Below are 16,339 nucleotides of genomic sequence, written 5' to 3' on the forward strand. Positions count from 1 at the left end.
ATAAAATTGGTATTCCATAAATGCTAATTTGATATCAATCTAAAAGCGCCGTACTCTTAGCATTGATAATTTTTAAGGTATCAGTGTGGCAATTCGACCTCATTTTTTTAAACTCACCGCTAATCTTGAAAAATTTGCACTTATACTGTGCCTTATATCAGTAGGGTGGGCATTCTTATTCCCTGACATGCTTACAGCAAATATCCAGCCACTGATCATTAATGTGTTAGCGGTATTGGGTGGGCCGTTTTTTCTATTAGTCAATTTTTTATTGATCAGCGTCATTGTGTTGGCAATGAGCCCGCTTGGGCAACGAAAAATAGGCGGTGAGCAAGCAACGGTTGAATTTTCAACCTTTGGTTGGTTATCGATGTTGTTTGCCGCAGGAATGGGATCGGGTTTAGTGTTTTGGGGCGTGGCAGAGCCTGCGATGCATGTATTACAACCGCCTTTAAAGCAAAGTTTATATCCTGATCGCCAAGCTGCAGCTTTGGCTATCACGTTAGTGAATTGGGGGGCACATGCATGGGCCTTGTATGCGGTGTTTGGTTTAGTGCTCGGTGGTTTAAGTCACAATAGCGGTAAAGCTGGGGATATCAGCGCACCAGTACTGAGCTTAACACGGGTATTTTTAAGCAGAATAGCTCAATTAAAGCTCAAATTTGTGATCCAATTATTAGCCATTTTAGCTATATTTTTTGGTGTGGTTGGCACGATTGCAAACTCTACCTTATTGCTACGCAAAGGAATTGAATTAAAGCTGAATGTTCATTCGCCGTGGTTGATTAGTTTAATTATTATCGTGTTACTGGCGCTGCTATATAGTTTGTCTGCGCGTTTAGGGTTAAAAAAAGGCGTGCAGACACTGAGCCAATTCAATGTGTTTTTAGCATTTTTTGTCCTTGTTTGGCTGCTGACGATGGTGCCACTGCAACCGATCATCGATGTTGCTATAAGTGGCAGTACGTATTATATCCAGTTATTAGTAACTGGAACTTGGCAGTTTTCTAGTCAATTAAACGAGCCTGCCTGGGCGAATAGCTGGACCTATAATTATTATTTTTGGTGGTTAGCGTGGGGACCATTTGTTGGCGTATTTTTAGCTAAAATAAGCCAAGGACGACCGGTATGGCAATACATAGTCGGCGTGGTCGTTGTGCCAACGTGTGTGACTATCTTATGGTTCAGTGTTTTTTCTGGATCTGCAATTGGCTGGGACAGTGGTCATAGTAGCGGCATTATGGCCGCCATTAAAATTGATTATACCCAAGGTTTATTTGTATTTTTCAAACAGCTCGGGTGGCAAGGTGGCGTACTTATTTGGGCAAGCTTGCTGTTATTGCTGATTTTTGTCGCCACCTCAGTTGACTCTGCCATATTAGTGATCCGCAACTTAGCGGGAGCAAAAAGCAGTCATAGGCTAAGCTTATACACTTGGTCTTTTGTACTTGCTTTGAGTGGCTGGGTATTGTTACTACAAAATAATGAACTGCTAAACCGCAGTTTGGCGGTCATTGGTGCAGTGCCATTTTTGTTTATTTTTATTTTGCAGCTAATTGGTTTTGTGAAAGAATTTATCAGTGAGCTGCAAGAGTAAGCTCGGCGTTATTTAGTTTGTCATAGTTTTTCATGTTGAATTAATTGCCATGTTATTACAGTTTTTTACAGTGTTTTTTATTTTCTTAGTTATAGTAACTATCAGGGATACAGCAACAACCGACAGGGAATTTTAGATTATGTATAAGCAGGTAATTTTAACGTTATTAGCAAGTCAGTTACTCACAGCATGCACGGTTGCGGGGGTGCTTGTTGATAGCACTATTTATACAAAAGCAGATGAAAATGCTGATGCAGATTTAGCGCTTTCCCCTGCACATGTTACGCCGCAAAAAGCTGTGCCAGTTGCTGAACAACAGACTTTATCATTTACTGATTTGGGTATTGAGGTAGATAGGTTTTTGGTTGGCTTAGTACAACAGCAAGCAGAGCCGCAGGTGATCTGTAAAAGAGTGACTAAAACTCTAAAAGAGTGTGAGGAAGTAACGCCTGACAACCTCACACAGAAGCAGACTACTGAGCCTGCAAATACGATTGATGAAATAATAGGTGTTCGTCAATAAAGCTACTGATGAAAAAGTAACTATGGTCATAACCTGCATGCATATTAATTTCTGCAGGGTAGCCTTTGTCATTTACTTGCTTAAATAAGTTTTCAGTTTTTAGTTGTTCAACTAAAAAGTTATCAGCTTCACCTTGATCAATACGCATTGGTAGGTGATCAGTTTCATAGGCCTGACTCATTAACTCGCAGGTATCATAGTGTGCCCACGTCGATTTATCGTCGCCTAAATAGTGGCTAAACGCTTTTTGCCCCCACGGACAGTTTATTGGGTTCACAATAGGACTAAATGCCGACGCACTGGTGTAATTTTGTGGATTGCGCAGGGCAATCATCAACGCGCCATGGCCCCCCATAGAATGCCCACTAATTGCCTTTTTGTCGGTCACTGGGAAGTGTTGCTCAATTAAAGTGGGTAGTTCGTTTACCACATACTCATACATATTGTAGTGGGTGTTGTAGGGCGCTTGCGTGGCATTAACATAAAACCCCGCACCTTGGCCAAAGTCATAACTGTCTTCATCGGGTACATTGTCACCACGAGGGCTGGTATCTGGGGCAACAATGGCAATGCCTAATTCAGCTGCTTTTTTGAAAGCACCGGCTTTTTGCATAAAGTTTTCATCCGTGCAGGTTAAGCCTGATAACCAATACAGCACAGGTACTTTATTGGTTTGGCTTGCGCCTGGAGGCAAAAATATCGCAAATCGCATTAAACAATGAGTACTGCTTGCAGTATGGCTATATTGTTTGTGCCAACCACCGCTGACTTTTGCAGCACTTAAATTATCTAACATAGTATCCTCGCTAACTAGCCACACACTCAGTGTGGCTACCTTGATTAATAGTGGATAACAGTACGAATACTTTTACCTTCATGCATCAGATCAAATGCGTCATTAATGTCTTCAAGACCCATGGTATGCGTAATAAAGTCATTTAATGCAAATTCGCCTGCCATGTAGCGCTCAACAATCTCAGGTAGTTGTGAGCGACCTTTAACACCACCAAAGGCGCTACCACGCCACACGCGACCTGTGACTAACTGGAACGGGCGAGTTGAAATTTCTTGCCCTGCACCGGCAACACCAATGATCACCGACTCACCCCAACCTTTGTGGCAACACTCAAGGGCGGAGCGCATAACATCAACATTCCCGATACATTCAAAGGAGAAATCAACGCCGCCATCGGTCATCTCAACAATCACTTCTTGGATTGGCTTGTCGAAATCTTTTGGGTTGATCAAATCGGTAGCACCTAACTTAGTAGCAAGATCGAATTTAGAGGTATTAATGTCGATGCCGATAATGCGTGACGCTCCGGCCATTTTCGCGCCAATAATGGCTGATAACCCGATGCCACCTAAACCAAAAATAGCTACCGTATCACCAGCTTGCACTTTTGCAGTATTGGTTACTGCACCCATACCGGTTGTTACACCACAACCCAGTAAGCAAATTTCTTCTAAAGAGGCTGCTTTATTTACTTTGGCTAAAGAGATCTCTGGCAGGACTGTGTACTCAGAAAACGTTGAAGTGCCCATGTAGTGATAGATTGGTTGACCATCTTTGAAAAAACGAGTGGTGCCATCTGGCATTAAACCTTTACCTTGGGTTTCGCGTACCGCTGAACATAGGTTTGTTTTGCCTGAGGTACACATTTTACACACGCCACATTCAGCGGTGTATAAAGGGATCACATGATCGCCCACAGCCACACTCGTTACACCTTCACCAACAGCATACACTACACCTGCACCTTCATGGCCTAAAATAGCAGGGAAGATACCTTCAGGATCAGCGCCTGATAGAGTAAACGCATCGGTATGGCACACGCCCGTTGCCGTGATTTTAACCATGACTTCGCCTTTTTTCGGCATCATCACATCCACTTCTTCAACAGATAGTGGTTGATTAGGTCCCCAAGCTATTGCAGCTTTTGATTTTATGAATTCTGACATGGGCTCTCTCTTTTTATTAATTACATGGATGGTTAAAACAATAGCGTTATTTTATTTGTTTCTCAAACAATGATAATCTTCATTTCTATAAAACACTTTTACAGTATAGTAATAATGAGCCGTTGGTTAGGTATAGATGAGTTTATTGCTGTGGGCGAAGAAGGCAGTTTTACCCGCGCAGCAAGCATACTAGAGGTATCGGTGGCGCATATTAGCCGCCACGTAACACAATTAGAGCAGCGCTTAAATACTCAATTATTAACGCGGACTACTCGTAAAGTTGTACTTACCAAAGAAGGCGAAGTATTTTTACACCAGACTAAGCAGTTACAGCATGCTTTAGACGACGCTACTGGGTTACTAGCACAACAACAAAGTACACCAAAAGGTAAAATCAAACTCACCGCGCCAGTCATGTATGGTGAGAGTTTTGTGATGCCTGCGGTGCACACCTTTATGCAACAGCACAGCGATGTTGAAGTCGAAATGGCATTGAGTAACGAGCAAGAAAACCTACTGGAAGGGGGCTTTGACTTGGCTATTCGTCTGGGTCATTTAAAAGACTCTAGCTTAAAAGCACGGCGTTTAAGTGAGCGTCACTTTGTAATTTGCTGCTCAACAGCGTATTTAGCCCGTTATGGTGAGCCTCATACCTTAGCTGAATTGCAATATCATCAATGTTTAGTCGGTAACAGTAGTTATTGGCGTGTTTGTGAACAAGGACGTGACAAACATATTAAAATAGCAGGGCGATTGCGGTGTAACAGTGGCTGGGCGTTAGCTGACGCGGCTAAAAAAGGGTTGGGTATTATTCAATTGCCGAATTATTACATTGAAAGAGACTTAGCTGCGGGAGATTTAGTGCCGATTTTAACCAATAACCAGCCAAAACCAGAAGGCGTGTGGGGTGTGTATCCACCGCGGCAGTTTGTGGCAACCAACGTGCGCGCATTACTTGATCATCTTATTAAATCTCTAAACTAAAGTTTAATTAAAGTGGCTCAATTTTAATACAGCAGTGGATTTGTCATTAATTTTTACATTTTTGCGCATACCCAATCGCACTTTATCTATGCTAGTATGAGCCCAGAATTGGCATTAAATGTAACCATAAATAATTATGTTTCAACCTGTTAGCCTGTTTATCGGGCTGAGATACAGCCGCTCCTCGAAAGGGAACGCATTTATCTCGTTTATTTCGTTTTTCTCCATTGCCGGTATCGCTATAGGTTTAATGGCATTATTTACTGTCAGCTCAGTGATGAATGGGTTTGAAAATAACCTTAAAACTAACATGCTGGGCCTTATTCCCCATGTTGAAATTGCAGCTGAGGGGCAAACACAAGCACAAATGACGCAACTGCAAAATGATATCCTGGCGTCAAAGTTTGTCAAACATGCGAGTTTGTATCGTCATGGTGAGGCTATTTTGCAAACCAACCGTGATCTTCATGGCGTGTTATTGCAAGGCTTGTACGATGATAACGCGTCTTTGTATAAAATTAGTGATAAAGTTGTTCAAGGTAACTGGCAAACCGTTATGGCATCGCGCTATAACATTGCCGTTAGCCGTTACTTAACCAGAAAACTTGGTATTGGTTTAGGCGATAAAGTGCGAGTGATTATGCCTAATGCATCCACTTATACACCACTTGGTCGAGTTCCTAGCCAACGTTTATTCACGGTTGCTGCCATTTATGAAACCGGCTCCGAAATCGATATGAGTTTGGCTTTTACTAGTGGCGAATCGTTGCAACGCGTGTTAAAGCTACCAGCAACTAGCGCGCCTAATTTAAGCATTTCACTCAACGACCCTTTTGAATTAGATACCTTTAGCGCATCAGCGAATAATATTTTAAGTCAGCATTCTGTGACCGATTGGCGTCAATCGCAAGGCACTTTATTTGCCGCGGTGGCGATGGAAAAACGCATTATGTCAATGTTGCTCGCGCTTATTGTGTTAGTGGCGGTATTTAATATTGTCTCTGCGTTGACCATGATGGTGAGTGAAAAACAAAGTGAAGTGGCTATCTTACAAACCCTTGGTTTAACCCCCGCGCAAGTGCAGCAAGTATTTATGATCCAAGGTTTATACAATGGTTTGATTGGCACCAGTATTGGCGCAGCACTTGGCCTGTTACTCAGTGCATATATTAACGAAGTGTTGGCTGGGATAGGTTTAAACCTGTTAACAGGGATTGCTCTACCAGTTAAATTTGACGTAATGAGCTTATTTGTCATTGCCGTTGGTAGCATCACCATGAGCTTTTTAGCTACTTTATATCCGGCGCGTAAAGCTGCCAATGTTAGCCCCGCAGAGGTATTGCGTTATGAATGATTTAGTTATCCAATGTGAACAGTTAAGCAAAGTTTATCAAGATGGTGCTAGTCAAGTAGAGGTATTAAAAGGCATAGATCTAACCTTACAACAAGGTGAAATGCTGGCAATTGTTGGTAGTTCTGGCTCTGGCAAAAGCACCTTGTTGCATATTTTAGGCACCTTGGATTCACAAACTGCCGGTGTGGCAAAAATTAAAGGCCAGCAAGTTGCTAAATTATCTCGTGCTGAGCAAGCAAAATTTCGTAACGATCATTTAGGCTTTATTTACCAGTTTCATCATTTGTTGATGGAATTCAATGCGGTAGAAAATGTTGCGATGCCTCTATTGATCAAAGGTCTCAGCGCTAAACAGGCCAATGTTAAAGCCTTAGCAATGCTTGAAAAAGTTGGCTTATCTCATCGTAGTAGTCATAAACCATCGATGTTATCAGGTGGCGAACGGCAACGGGTGGCGATTGCGCGCGCATTAGTAACAGAGCCTGATCTGGTATTGGCTGATGAGCCGACAGGCAATTTAGATAAACAAAATGCAATTAAAATTTACGATTTGATCAAAGAGCTTAATAGCAGTTTAAATACCAGTTTTGTGGTAGTAACCCATGATTTAGAATTAGCCGACAAACTGGGCAAAATTGCGTATCTTGACGATGGTAAGTTGGCAGTCAAAGAGGCCAGCTATGTTGCTTAGTGCCTATTTAAGTAAACGTTTTAGGGCAAGCTCTGGCAGCAGCGATGAGAAAAATGGTTTTGTTAGCTTTATTGCCAAAGCGTCAACCATTGGTATTTTACTCGGTGTTGCCGTGCTGATCGTGGCGTTGTCAGTGATCAATGGTTTTGAACAGCAACTAGTACATCGTTTATTAAGCGTTGTGCCACAAGTTGAGTATGTTGCGCCAAATCGCGCGATTGATAATTGGCCTGAAAAAGTGGCAAAGCTCAAACAACAGCCCGGTGTCACCGGTGCTGCACCGTTTATAAGCGTAAATGGTATGGCGCAGTATAAAAGTGAACTGAAAGCGGTTGAAGTACGCGGTGTAGATCCTGCTTTTGAAAGTGAGGTCTCTGCGGTTAACCAGTTTACCCATGGCAAGTTGGTCAGCCAGATCAGCGAAGACGAAATTATTTTAGGCCAACAAATTGTAAAACAGTTAGGGGTTGAGCAAGGGGAGTTAATTACCTTATTGATCCCCCAAGTAAATCAAACTAGCACGGAGATATTAGCGCCAAAAAGAGTGACCTTAACCTTAGCCGGCATTATTGAGATGGGTGGGCCAATCGATAGTACGGCGGCATTTATTCATCTAAGTAAAGCGCAATCAGTGCTTGGCTATGAACAGCTGCAAGTAACCGGACTTCGTTTAGCGGTAACCGATGTTTTTCAAGCGCACCAAATTGCGCTACGGGTTGGCCAAACAATCGATGACTATGTGTATATTTCTAGCTGGTTTAGAACCCAAGGCAGCTTGTACCAAGATATACAAATGGTCAGAACCATTGTTTATATTGTGGTATTTTTAATTATTGCAGTGGCGAGTTTTAATATTGTTTCATCGTTGGTGATGGAAGTGCGAGAAAAACAGGCCAACATTGCCATTTTAAAAACCATGGGCGCAAAAGACAGTACAATCTTAGCAACGTTCATTTTACAAGGGCTTAGCCAAGCCTTTATTGGTGTAGTGCTTGGCAGCTTTATTGGTGTGATGCTAGCGCTGAATATAAGTGAGCTATTTACTTTAGTGAGTCAATTACTCGGTGCTAATCCGCTCGAAGGGGTTTATTTTATTGAGTTTTTACCCAGCAAGCTGGTTTGGCAAGACATTGTGATCACCGTGATAGTTACTTTTATGCTTGCGGTACTGGCAACCATTTACCCCGCATGGCAAGCAACCCGTGTTGATCCTGCTAAGGTGCTTGGTAACTAAGCGTAGCTACGCAAATAAATTATTTTAATTATGCAATGGCGTGTTTTTGTCGTGTTATTACGATCTTTGCCGTCATTTTTTGGTTTAATAGCTAAGCGTAAATATTATAAAAGGAGGCACTATGTACGCATATCAGCAAGTTCTTGATTATTGGTTTGATGAGCTAGGTCCATCAGGCTGGTATAAAAAATCAGCAGCAACGGATGCGACGATACGGGCAAAATTTGCAGAGCTGTTAATGGCAATAATACAAGGTGAGTGTGCCGGCTGGCGCACCACTGCACTTGGTTCATTAGCGGAGATCATAGTGCTTGATCAATTCTCACGTAATATTTACCGCGATACACCACACGCATTTAGCCAAGATCCGCAAGCACTTACCCTTGCCCAGTTTGCAATCGAAAAAGGCTTTGATAAATCGCTGCCCGAGTCGCAACGGGTGTTTTTTTATATGCCGTTTATGCACAGCGAATCAAAATATATTCATAGCCTTGCACTAGCTTTATTTAAAGGTTTAGCAAACGAAGACTATGAACTTGCCCATAAAAAGATTATTGATCAATTTGCCCGTTACCCGCACCGCAATGAGATTTTAGGGCGACCTTCAACGGCTGCTGAGCTCGCTTTTTTAAGCCAACCCGGCTCGCGTTTTTAATTCTTCGTATACAATAACTGTTTGATGTTTTCCGCTAGATTTGCCGTATTAATATTGTCGCACAGTTTTATATTCTCTATTGTAATGCCAGCTAAACTGGCATTACTGGCGATCACGACAATATTTTTAAACTGCTTAAATTCAATCACAATAAACTCGTTAAACAATGAGCGCAGTAATAACAGTAAGTTGATCACCTGTTGCTCGTTGCTTGGGGCGAGATTGATGGCTATTTTCCCACGTGGCGTAAGGTGAGTAAAACAGGCATGCCAAAACGCGTGCTTTTGTAACAGTGCTTGTTGTGACTGGGCGCTAAAAATATCGATTAAAATCACATCAAAACGCTGCTGGCACTGGGCAATAAAATGCTCAGCGCAATCATTAATAATTGGCGTAGTTTCGTCGAGTAAAAAATACTTCTGCGCTGCTGCAATAATATCAGCGCTGATTTCAACTGAGGTGAGCTTAATTGCGGACTCCTTTAAGGCGCGTTCAAAGCAACCACTGCCAGCACCTAAATTGAGTAACTGAGTGTTTGCTGTGATAGGCAATAGGCAGATAAACATTGCCTGATTAACAGGCGCACAGAGTAAATCTGGCTGGGTTTTATCCATAACGCCTTGTATAACGTGATCATCGCCAAGGGTAAACCAGCGATATTGGCCGTTTTCCACGATGCGTAATAATCCATACGGGCTGCGTATATTGGCTAATAGACTGCTATGGGGGAGCTGGGTTAAATCAAGCATCAGTGGTGTCATGTCGGTACTGGCAGATTGGATTGGGGATTGAGTAAAATATCAATAGGGGCGCCTCATTAACTCTGTTAAACTGTGCGGCTTCTTAATAAGCCAGCAATACTTGCTTGGTTGTCTTATCTTACTCTGGAATTTACTTTGACTAATAATGATATTTTACGTCGTCTGCGTTATACCTTTAATTTAACTGATACTAATATGATTGAAATTTTTGCAGCGGCCGATCATGTCGTCACACCACTGCAAGTGACAGGTTGGCTTACCAAAGAAAGTGAAGCAGGGCATGTAGAGCCAAGCGATACTGAATTTGCGACTTTTCTAAATGGCTTTATCAATACAAAACGTGGTAGACGCGAGGGTGAACAGCCGCTTCCAGAGAGCAAACTAAATAATAATATTATTTTAATGAAATTGCGTATCGCATTGAATATGAAAACAGAAGATGTGATTGAGGTGCTTGCCTTAACCGATTTTAATTTAAGCAAACATGAGCTAAGTGCTTTCTCACGTAAAGCGGAGAATAAACATTACCGTGTCTGTAATGATCAAATCTTACGTAACTTTTTAACCGGTATTCAGTTGCAAAACCGCCCAACAATTAGCGGCGAATAATCTAGCAGATCATATTCGCAGGAGTTTAGCGCGGATATGATCAATCCCCTTTAATAAAACCTCTTTTAAAATACGCCAAGACTCATTTTGCGCTGTGCTACTTTTCTCCACAATACTAAATTTAATTACTTTTTATAGATTTATATTCACTTACAGTGGGTAATAATTTAGTGGGCTTTATGCTAACTCAAAAATAATTCACGTTGTTGGGCGTTAAATAGACTGCAATAGCATGCTACAGTGGTGAAAATTGCCATTACTTTAAGGTTCTTACTGTATGAAACATAAACTTGATCATGTCTATTTCAATATTTGATAAAACAATAACAATTAACACGGAAGCATAATTATGAATTATATCCACAATACTATTGCACAGTTAAAACACACCAGCCCCGCACAATGCGAATTTTATCAAGCCGTTGAAGAAGTGCTTGAGTCTCTTGAACCTATACTCGAAAACGTTAGTAAATACCAAAAAAATGCCATTATTCAACGCTTAGTCGAGCCTGAACGACAAATTATGTTTAGAGTGCCTTGGCTTGATGATAACGGCAACATTCAGGTTAATAAAGGTTATCGGATTGAATTTAACTCAAGCTTAGGGCCGTACAAAGGCGGTTTACGTTTTCACCCCAGTGTAAATGCCAGCATCATAAAATTTTTAGGGTTTGAACAAATTTTTAAAAATGCATTAACGGGTTTAGCCATTGGTGGCGGTAAAGGCGGCGCTAATTTTGATCCTAAAGGTCGTTCCGATGCTGAAATAATGCGCTTTTGCCAATCATTTATGAACGAATTGTATCGCCATATCGGCCCAACGACTGACGTACCCGCGGGTGATATTGGCGTGGGGGCGCGTGAAATAGGCTATATGTTTGGTCAGTATAAACGTTTAACCGGTCGTTACGACGGCGCCTTTACGGGTAAAAGTTTATTGTGGGGTGGCTCACTAGTACGCAAAGAAGCCACTGGCTATGGTGCGGTATATTTTGCTAATTATATGCTGCAAGCACGCGATGGCAGTTTGCAAGGTAAGCGCTGCTTAGTGTCTGGCGCTGGCAATGTCGCAATTTATGCGATGGAAAAACTCTATCAGTTAGGGGCAACCCCGATCACTTGTAGCGATTCAACGGGCACGCTTTATCATGAAGCGGGTATTGATCTGGCACATGTTAAACAGCTCAAAGAAGGTGAGCGGGCAAGTTTAGCCCGTTATGTAGATAAACACAGCGATGCGCAATATATTCCTGCTGCAGATTATCCCGATGATGGCCATGCGGTGTGGCGTTTTGTCGCTGATGCGGCTTTTCCCTGTGCGACACAAAACGAGTTGACCGAGTCCGATGCACAGGCGCTAATTAATAATGGCTGTATTTTGGTAAGTGAAGGTGCAAATATGCCAAGCACAAAAGCGGCTATTGATGTGTTTCTCGATGCTAATATTGCTTACGGGCCAGGTAAAGCCGCCAATGCCGGTGGTGTTGCAACAAGCCAATTAGAAATGGCGCAAAATGCCAGTATGCAAACGTGGACGTTTGCAGAAGTGGATACTAAGCTGCAACAGATCATGAAAAATATTTTTGATACCGCAAGCAATACCGCTGCTGAGTTTGGTGAGCCAGGCAATTTAGTGTTAGGCGCTAATATTGCGGCGTTTCGCCGAGTTGCCGATGCAATGATAGAGCAGGGCGTTGTGTAATTATTTACGTAAAGCTTAGTTCAGTTAGCCCACTATCACAGTGGGCTTGCACTAATTATTATACTGATTATTTCACTAATCGGTGATTAAACGAGTTAATCAGTTGTTAGTCTCAAAATTATTTGCAGCATTTAATCACTCACGTATTGTGGTTTGGGTATTCATTCATCAACAATAAAAGAGCATCAACCATGTTTGAGCAACAAAGCCACCTTCTTGCATCCTGTAAACCTGCAATACTTATCAGTACACTGTTTATTGCCACGAGCACGCTGGCGGTCGAACCAGATCATCAAGATCAAACCAAACTTCATGATATTGCCGCGTCGGTATCGGCTAAGCGGATTGAAAATGACATTCAAGCTTTAGTTGATTTTGGCACCCGGCATACTTTATCCGATACTAAATCAACAACGCGGGGAATTGGCGCGGCGCGGCGTTGGATCAAAGCAGAATTTGAAAAAATATCTGCCGAGTGCGGTGGCTGTTTAGAGGTTTTAGAAGTTAAAGACACAATTTCAGGTGAAAAACGTATTCCAAATCCTGTTGAAGTGGTCAATATCATTGCGATCCAACGTGGTACTGATGAACCTAATCGTATGGTAATGATGTCGGGCGATATTGATTCTCGGGTCAGTGATGTGATGGATTTTACCAGTGACTCACCTGGCGCGAATGATAATGCATCGGGAGTGGCTGGCGTTATTGAATCAGCCCGCGTCTTGTCAAAGTATCAGTTTAACGGCTCGATTGTCTATGCGGCGCTTTCAGGTGAAGAGCAAGGCCTGTTTGGTGGTAAGATTTTAGCGGATTATGCAAAGCAGCAAGGCTGGCAAGTTCATGGTGTGCTCAATAATGACATGATCGGAAATATCACCGGCATCAATGGTGTAACCGATAACACCACCGCACGTATATTCTCAGAGGGCACACGTGTCATTGAAACCAAAGAGCAAGCCCATAAACGCCGTTTTACCGGTGGTGAGGTTGATTCTGCCAGTCGTAATTTAGCCCGTTATATTGATACCATTGCCGATCGCTACATTCCAAATTTAGATACTATGCTCGTGTATCGACTCGATCGTTTTGGCCGAGGTGGGCATCATCGCCCATTTAATGACATGGGCTATGCGGCTGTGCGAGTGATGGAAACTAACGAAAACTACAATCATCAGCACCAAGATTTACGCACCGAAGATGGCATTGTTTACGGTGACACTATAGATGGCGTTGATTTTGATTACACGGCAAAACTCACTTCACTTAATGCAGTGAGCCTTGCAGCTATGGCGTGGGCACCCGCGCCACCAACAGGGGTTGAAATATCAGGTGCAGTGCAACCGAGCACCACCTTAAAATGGCAAAAGAACAGCGACAAAACAACGGTTGGTTACAGAATTTACTGGCGTTATACCAGTGAGCCACAATGGCAGTTTAGCCGTTATGTGGGTAATGTAACGCAAGCCACTCTTAAAAATGTTGTGATCGACAACTATTACTTTGGTGTCGCCGCAGTGAATAAAGACGGCATTGATTCACCGGTTGTATTCCCTGGTGATGTGGGCGCATTTGAGCACTCGGTAAAGTAATATCCATTTGTAGCGCAAGCCAGCCTTGCGCTACAAATAGGTTGTTATAGCAAAAATAGAAGATAACAAGGAATGTTCAGATCAAACATGGTTAAAAAAGCGTTATAAAATGAATTCTCGCCTACCCACACTTAACTACGACATAGCCATAGATAAAAGTAATTGTGTTTGAGTTTTTTTCAACAACTCGCGGGGTTATTTCTTGTATTTTGCAATAACAAAAAAATGACAAATACAAATCCCTTGATTTACATTTAGATACAGAGGTAGACTGAAAAAATTGAAAAATTCAAAGGATTTTCTGTCTGCAACTCGCGGGTTTAAATCCTTTGAATAAGCTGTTAGGTTGCATATGAGCACTGAGATTGAACCAATGTATGTTGATTGTGGTGAACATGGTAAGCGAGTTGCAGCTGTCGTCTGTTGCCATTTGTTGAAACCAGAAGGTGTGCCTGTAGGCTTTATTGAAAATTCTAGCGAGCCTAATGACCTTCAAGCGTGGTGTTACAAATGTGAAGCCTTGTTTGATGAAGAAGATGGTATGACTGAAAAGTTTCGAGCCTTTAATAAAATGTCGGTTGTGTGTGTCAATTGTTATGAAACATCAGCTGATTATCACAGAGTCGAGGCTCAATAGTGTTTGTTGTAAGTCAGCAACCTAACAAGCCAAGTCAGCGGGAATTTTACTCGCTGTACAACGCTCATAAAATCCCCTGCTTGGGGCGTTATATTGCTAATTCAAACTATGGGGAATTATGGATATTTGGATAGGCGGTGAAATAGAGTCAACTATTGAAGATAAGTATAGAGCAGCTCGCAGTCAATTAGAAAACCATTTATCTCACCGACTAGAAACAATGTCATATGAGCTAGAGTTAGACTCATTAGATTGCATAGCAATAATAAGAAATGACAATGAGTTGGAAGAGCTACAATCTTACTCTAAAGAAGATAGAGACATGGATTTCCGTTTAGTAATCGATTTTGCTGAGTTCACTGCCGCATCATCTAAAGAGAGCAAAAAGTTATTGCTAAATATGCTTCTAAGAGCAGTCGAGCTATTGTCTCAGAATAGCGACGTTAACGAACGGGAAGCGTTGAAACTTAAAAAAGACCTAGATTTAATAGGTATAGAGTAATCGCAATATAACAAAACAAATTAAAAGTGCGGACAAAAATCAGTTGGCTTTGTTCGTTCCTCACAAGTTTAGCCAACTAATTTTAGCCGTTTATTTGCGGCGTTATGGCAAGGGAGTGAATGAACATTGTCTGTAGGTGAAAGAGTACAAGAGTGCATAAATAAGCTTGAATCGAAGGATCCAGTCAATGCATTCATTCAGCTTTCTATTGCTATTGATGGTACAGCAAAAAAGGAATATCCGGGTAAGAAAACGTCTTTTAGGTGTAAGAAATTCTTGAAAGAAAATCTGCCCTTTGTAATGTGGTCACTTACCAATGGAACTCCATCAACATGCAAGGACTTCAAGTTTGAGTTCTCAGGAAAAGGTAAACCTAGTGGATATACGAGCTTCGAAGACATCGTCTATAGTGTGCTGAGATGCTCACTACTTCACGAAGGCGAAATGCCCGAGAAAGTAACTTTTATAAATGAAAACCACATTGGGATGCATGATGGGAAAATGCAATTTCCAGTAGCTCTAATAGGAAGCTTGTTGTTTTCTGTAATAGCTAGCTCATCTAACTCCAATCAAAAGGTTTTCGAGAACACTCATTTTGTATTCGGTGAAATAAAGGCATACGTGAACAATATGTGGGGTTCTGAAGTAAAGGCCAAAGAATACATCAGGAATGGTTTTGAGTATAACGTAGAGAAACTGCTAGAAAGCCATAACAAGCCAATGCAGCCGACCTCTAAAGCGCCGGCTGATTGAGGAATTAGTAATTCAAAGGAGTATACCTCATGGAGTGGCTTTCAATTGCTTCAAGTATTTTTAGTTTTATGACATTAGCCATTTTAGGTTGGTTTGGTAAGTCTTATTTTCCAAATTACCTAAAAGAAAAATCTAAAAATAAGGCTACGAAAGAAGATATTAAAGAAATAACTTCACTAGTAGAATCGGTAAAAAAATCTAACTCTATTGAAATTGAAAAAATCAAATCTCAAATCTCAAATTTCAAATGAAGATAAAGTTCTTGAAAAAAGGCGTGAAGTTTACGAAGAAATTGTTTCATCTCTAAAGATATTTATTTCTGGTCACGCTGCAACAGAAGAGCACAAAAATGACTTTCATGCTGCTTGCTCTAAAGCATGGCTTTGGGCGCCAGATCCAGTATTAGTAGCGCTAAATAAGTTTTTAGATGCACAAATATTGCTAGCAAAGAAAACAGGCGAAGTAGATCAAGTTACAGCAAAGCAATTATATGAAAATGTAGTAGTAGCAATGCGTAAAGATGTTGGCTTTTCAACAACATCAGAAGAAAAATTTCGTTTTGTCACATTCAACTAGAATGCTAATCGGGTAGCAGGAGGCAGTTAAGCAGGTCGCTTACGGCAAATACATATAAGGAGCGCTACGCAATAATCCTTACATGATTAGCACAGTATTTGCTTATATTCCTCTAAAGCGCAGCGTCTCTTAACCTCTTTGTGAATAATTCAATTAAAGATTTTTTGCACAAAGAGCAGAGAAAGAGAAGTAAATGAGGATTAACTTGAA

Annotated in this window: 18 protein-coding genes; 15 read left to right on the plus strand and 3 right to left on the minus strand. The window is 41.5% G+C overall.

The annotated features are described in order from the left end of the window. Positions 1-85: 85 nt before the first annotated feature. The gene (locus ENH88_RS20100; RefSeq protein WP_304185049.1) at positions 86-1,597 is read left to right on the plus strand and encodes a BCCT family transporter; all 1,512 of its coding nucleotides are present in this window, start codon (positions 86-88) and stop codon (positions 1,595-1,597) included. 139 nt (positions 1,598-1,736) lie between these two features. Further along, the gene (locus tag ENH88_RS20105; protein WP_304185050.1) at positions 1,737-2,120 is read left to right on the plus strand and encodes a hypothetical protein; all 384 of its coding nucleotides are present in this window, start codon (positions 1,737-1,739) and stop codon (positions 2,118-2,120) included. On the opposite strand, the gene fghA is transcribed toward ENH88_RS20105, so the two are convergent. Together fghA and ENH88_RS20115 are read right to left on the minus strand one after the other, a co-directional pair. After that, complete coding sequence (gene fghA, locus ENH88_RS20110; RefSeq protein WP_304185052.1) at positions 2,071-2,916, minus strand: S-formylglutathione hydrolase; 846 nt, start codon at positions 2,914-2,916, stop codon at positions 2,071-2,073. The genes ENH88_RS20105 and fghA overlap by 50 nt on opposite strands. 44 nt (positions 2,917-2,960) lie before the next feature. Further along, entirely contained in the window at positions 2,961-4,082 is a 1,122-nt protein-coding gene (locus ENH88_RS20115) for an S-(hydroxymethyl)glutathione dehydrogenase/class III alcohol dehydrogenase (protein WP_304185054.1), read from the minus strand. Between the two features lie 114 nt (positions 4,083-4,196). Here ENH88_RS20115 and ENH88_RS20120 point away from each other — a divergent pair, with 114 nt between their 5' ends. The 5 genes from ENH88_RS20120 to ENH88_RS20140 all read left to right on the plus strand — a co-directional run bounded on the left by ENH88_RS20120 (position 4,197) and on the right by ENH88_RS20140 (position 9,000). Continuing rightward, entirely contained in the window at positions 4,197-5,066 is an 870-nt protein-coding gene (locus tag ENH88_RS20120) for a LysR family transcriptional regulator (protein WP_304185055.1), read from the plus strand. Positions 5,067-5,202: 136 nt separating this feature from the next. Then, complete coding sequence (locus tag ENH88_RS20125) at positions 5,203-6,420, plus strand: lipoprotein-releasing ABC transporter permease subunit (protein ID WP_304185057.1); 1,218 nt, start codon at positions 5,203-5,205, stop codon at positions 6,418-6,420. Next, the gene (gene lolD / locus ENH88_RS20130) at positions 6,413-7,111 is read left to right on the plus strand and encodes a lipoprotein-releasing ABC transporter ATP-binding protein LolD (protein WP_304185058.1); all 699 of its coding nucleotides are present in this window, start codon (positions 6,413-6,415) and stop codon (positions 7,109-7,111) included. Before ENH88_RS20125 ends, lolD begins: the two co-directional genes overlap by 8 nt. Next, positions 7,101-8,345, plus strand: a complete 1,245-nt coding sequence (locus tag ENH88_RS20135) for a lipoprotein-releasing ABC transporter permease subunit (RefSeq protein WP_304185059.1) — start codon at positions 7,101-7,103, stop codon at positions 8,343-8,345. Before lolD ends, ENH88_RS20135 begins: the two co-directional genes overlap by 11 nt. A gap of 121 nt (positions 8,346-8,466) precedes the next feature. Further along, on the plus strand, positions 8,467-9,000 hold the full coding sequence (locus tag ENH88_RS20140) for a DUF924 family protein (RefSeq protein WP_304185062.1): 534 nt from the start codon (positions 8,467-8,469) through the stop codon (positions 8,998-9,000). Here the strand turns inward: ENH88_RS20140 and ENH88_RS20145 are convergent. After that, entirely contained in the window at positions 8,997-9,761 is a 765-nt protein-coding gene (locus tag ENH88_RS20145; RefSeq protein WP_304185064.1) for a spermidine synthase, read from the minus strand. The genes ENH88_RS20140 and ENH88_RS20145 overlap by 4 nt on opposite strands. A gap of 135 nt (positions 9,762-9,896) precedes the next feature. Here ENH88_RS20145 and ENH88_RS20150 point away from each other — a divergent pair, with 135 nt between their 5' ends. From ENH88_RS20150 to ENH88_RS20185, 8 genes are all read left to right on the plus strand, one after another. Beyond that, entirely contained in the window at positions 9,897-10,370 is a 474-nt protein-coding gene (locus tag ENH88_RS20150) for a DUF1456 family protein (protein WP_304185065.1), read from the plus strand. Positions 10,371-10,719: 349 nt separating this feature from the next. After that, positions 10,720-12,072, plus strand: a complete 1,353-nt coding sequence (gene gdhA / locus ENH88_RS20155; RefSeq protein ID WP_304185066.1) for an NADP-specific glutamate dehydrogenase — start codon at positions 10,720-10,722, stop codon at positions 12,070-12,072. A 191-nt stretch (positions 12,073-12,263) separates the two neighbouring features. Then, positions 12,264-13,661: a M28 family metallopeptidase gene (locus ENH88_RS20160; RefSeq protein WP_304185067.1), complete on the plus strand. Its 1,398-nt coding sequence runs from the start codon at positions 12,264-12,266 to the stop codon at positions 13,659-13,661. A gap of 352 nt (positions 13,662-14,013) precedes the next feature. Next, positions 14,014-14,298, plus strand: a complete 285-nt coding sequence (locus ENH88_RS20165) for a hypothetical protein (RefSeq protein ID WP_304185068.1) — start codon at positions 14,014-14,016, stop codon at positions 14,296-14,298. Positions 14,299-14,416: 118 nt separating this feature from the next. Beyond that, entirely contained in the window at positions 14,417-14,800 is a 384-nt protein-coding gene (locus tag ENH88_RS20170) for an Imm44 family immunity protein (protein ID WP_304185070.1), read from the plus strand. Between the two features lie 126 nt (positions 14,801-14,926). Next, positions 14,927-15,553: a hypothetical protein gene (locus ENH88_RS20175; protein ID WP_304185072.1), complete on the plus strand. Its 627-nt coding sequence runs from the start codon at positions 14,927-14,929 to the stop codon at positions 15,551-15,553. A 29-nt stretch (positions 15,554-15,582) separates the two neighbouring features. Beyond that, positions 15,583-15,804, plus strand: a complete 222-nt coding sequence (locus tag ENH88_RS20180) for a hypothetical protein (protein WP_304185073.1) — start codon at positions 15,583-15,585, stop codon at positions 15,802-15,804. Continuing rightward, complete coding sequence (locus tag ENH88_RS20185) at positions 15,767-16,129, plus strand: hypothetical protein (protein ID WP_304185074.1); 363 nt, start codon at positions 15,767-15,769, stop codon at positions 16,127-16,129. The genes ENH88_RS20180 and ENH88_RS20185 overlap by 38 nt, the downstream gene beginning before the upstream one ends. Positions 16,130-16,339: the final 210 nt, after the last annotated feature.

The organism is Pseudoalteromonas prydzensis, from assembly GCF_011050055.1.
In the GTDB taxonomy this organism is placed as follows: domain Bacteria; phylum Pseudomonadota; class Gammaproteobacteria; order Enterobacterales; family Alteromonadaceae; genus Pseudoalteromonas; species Pseudoalteromonas prydzensis_A.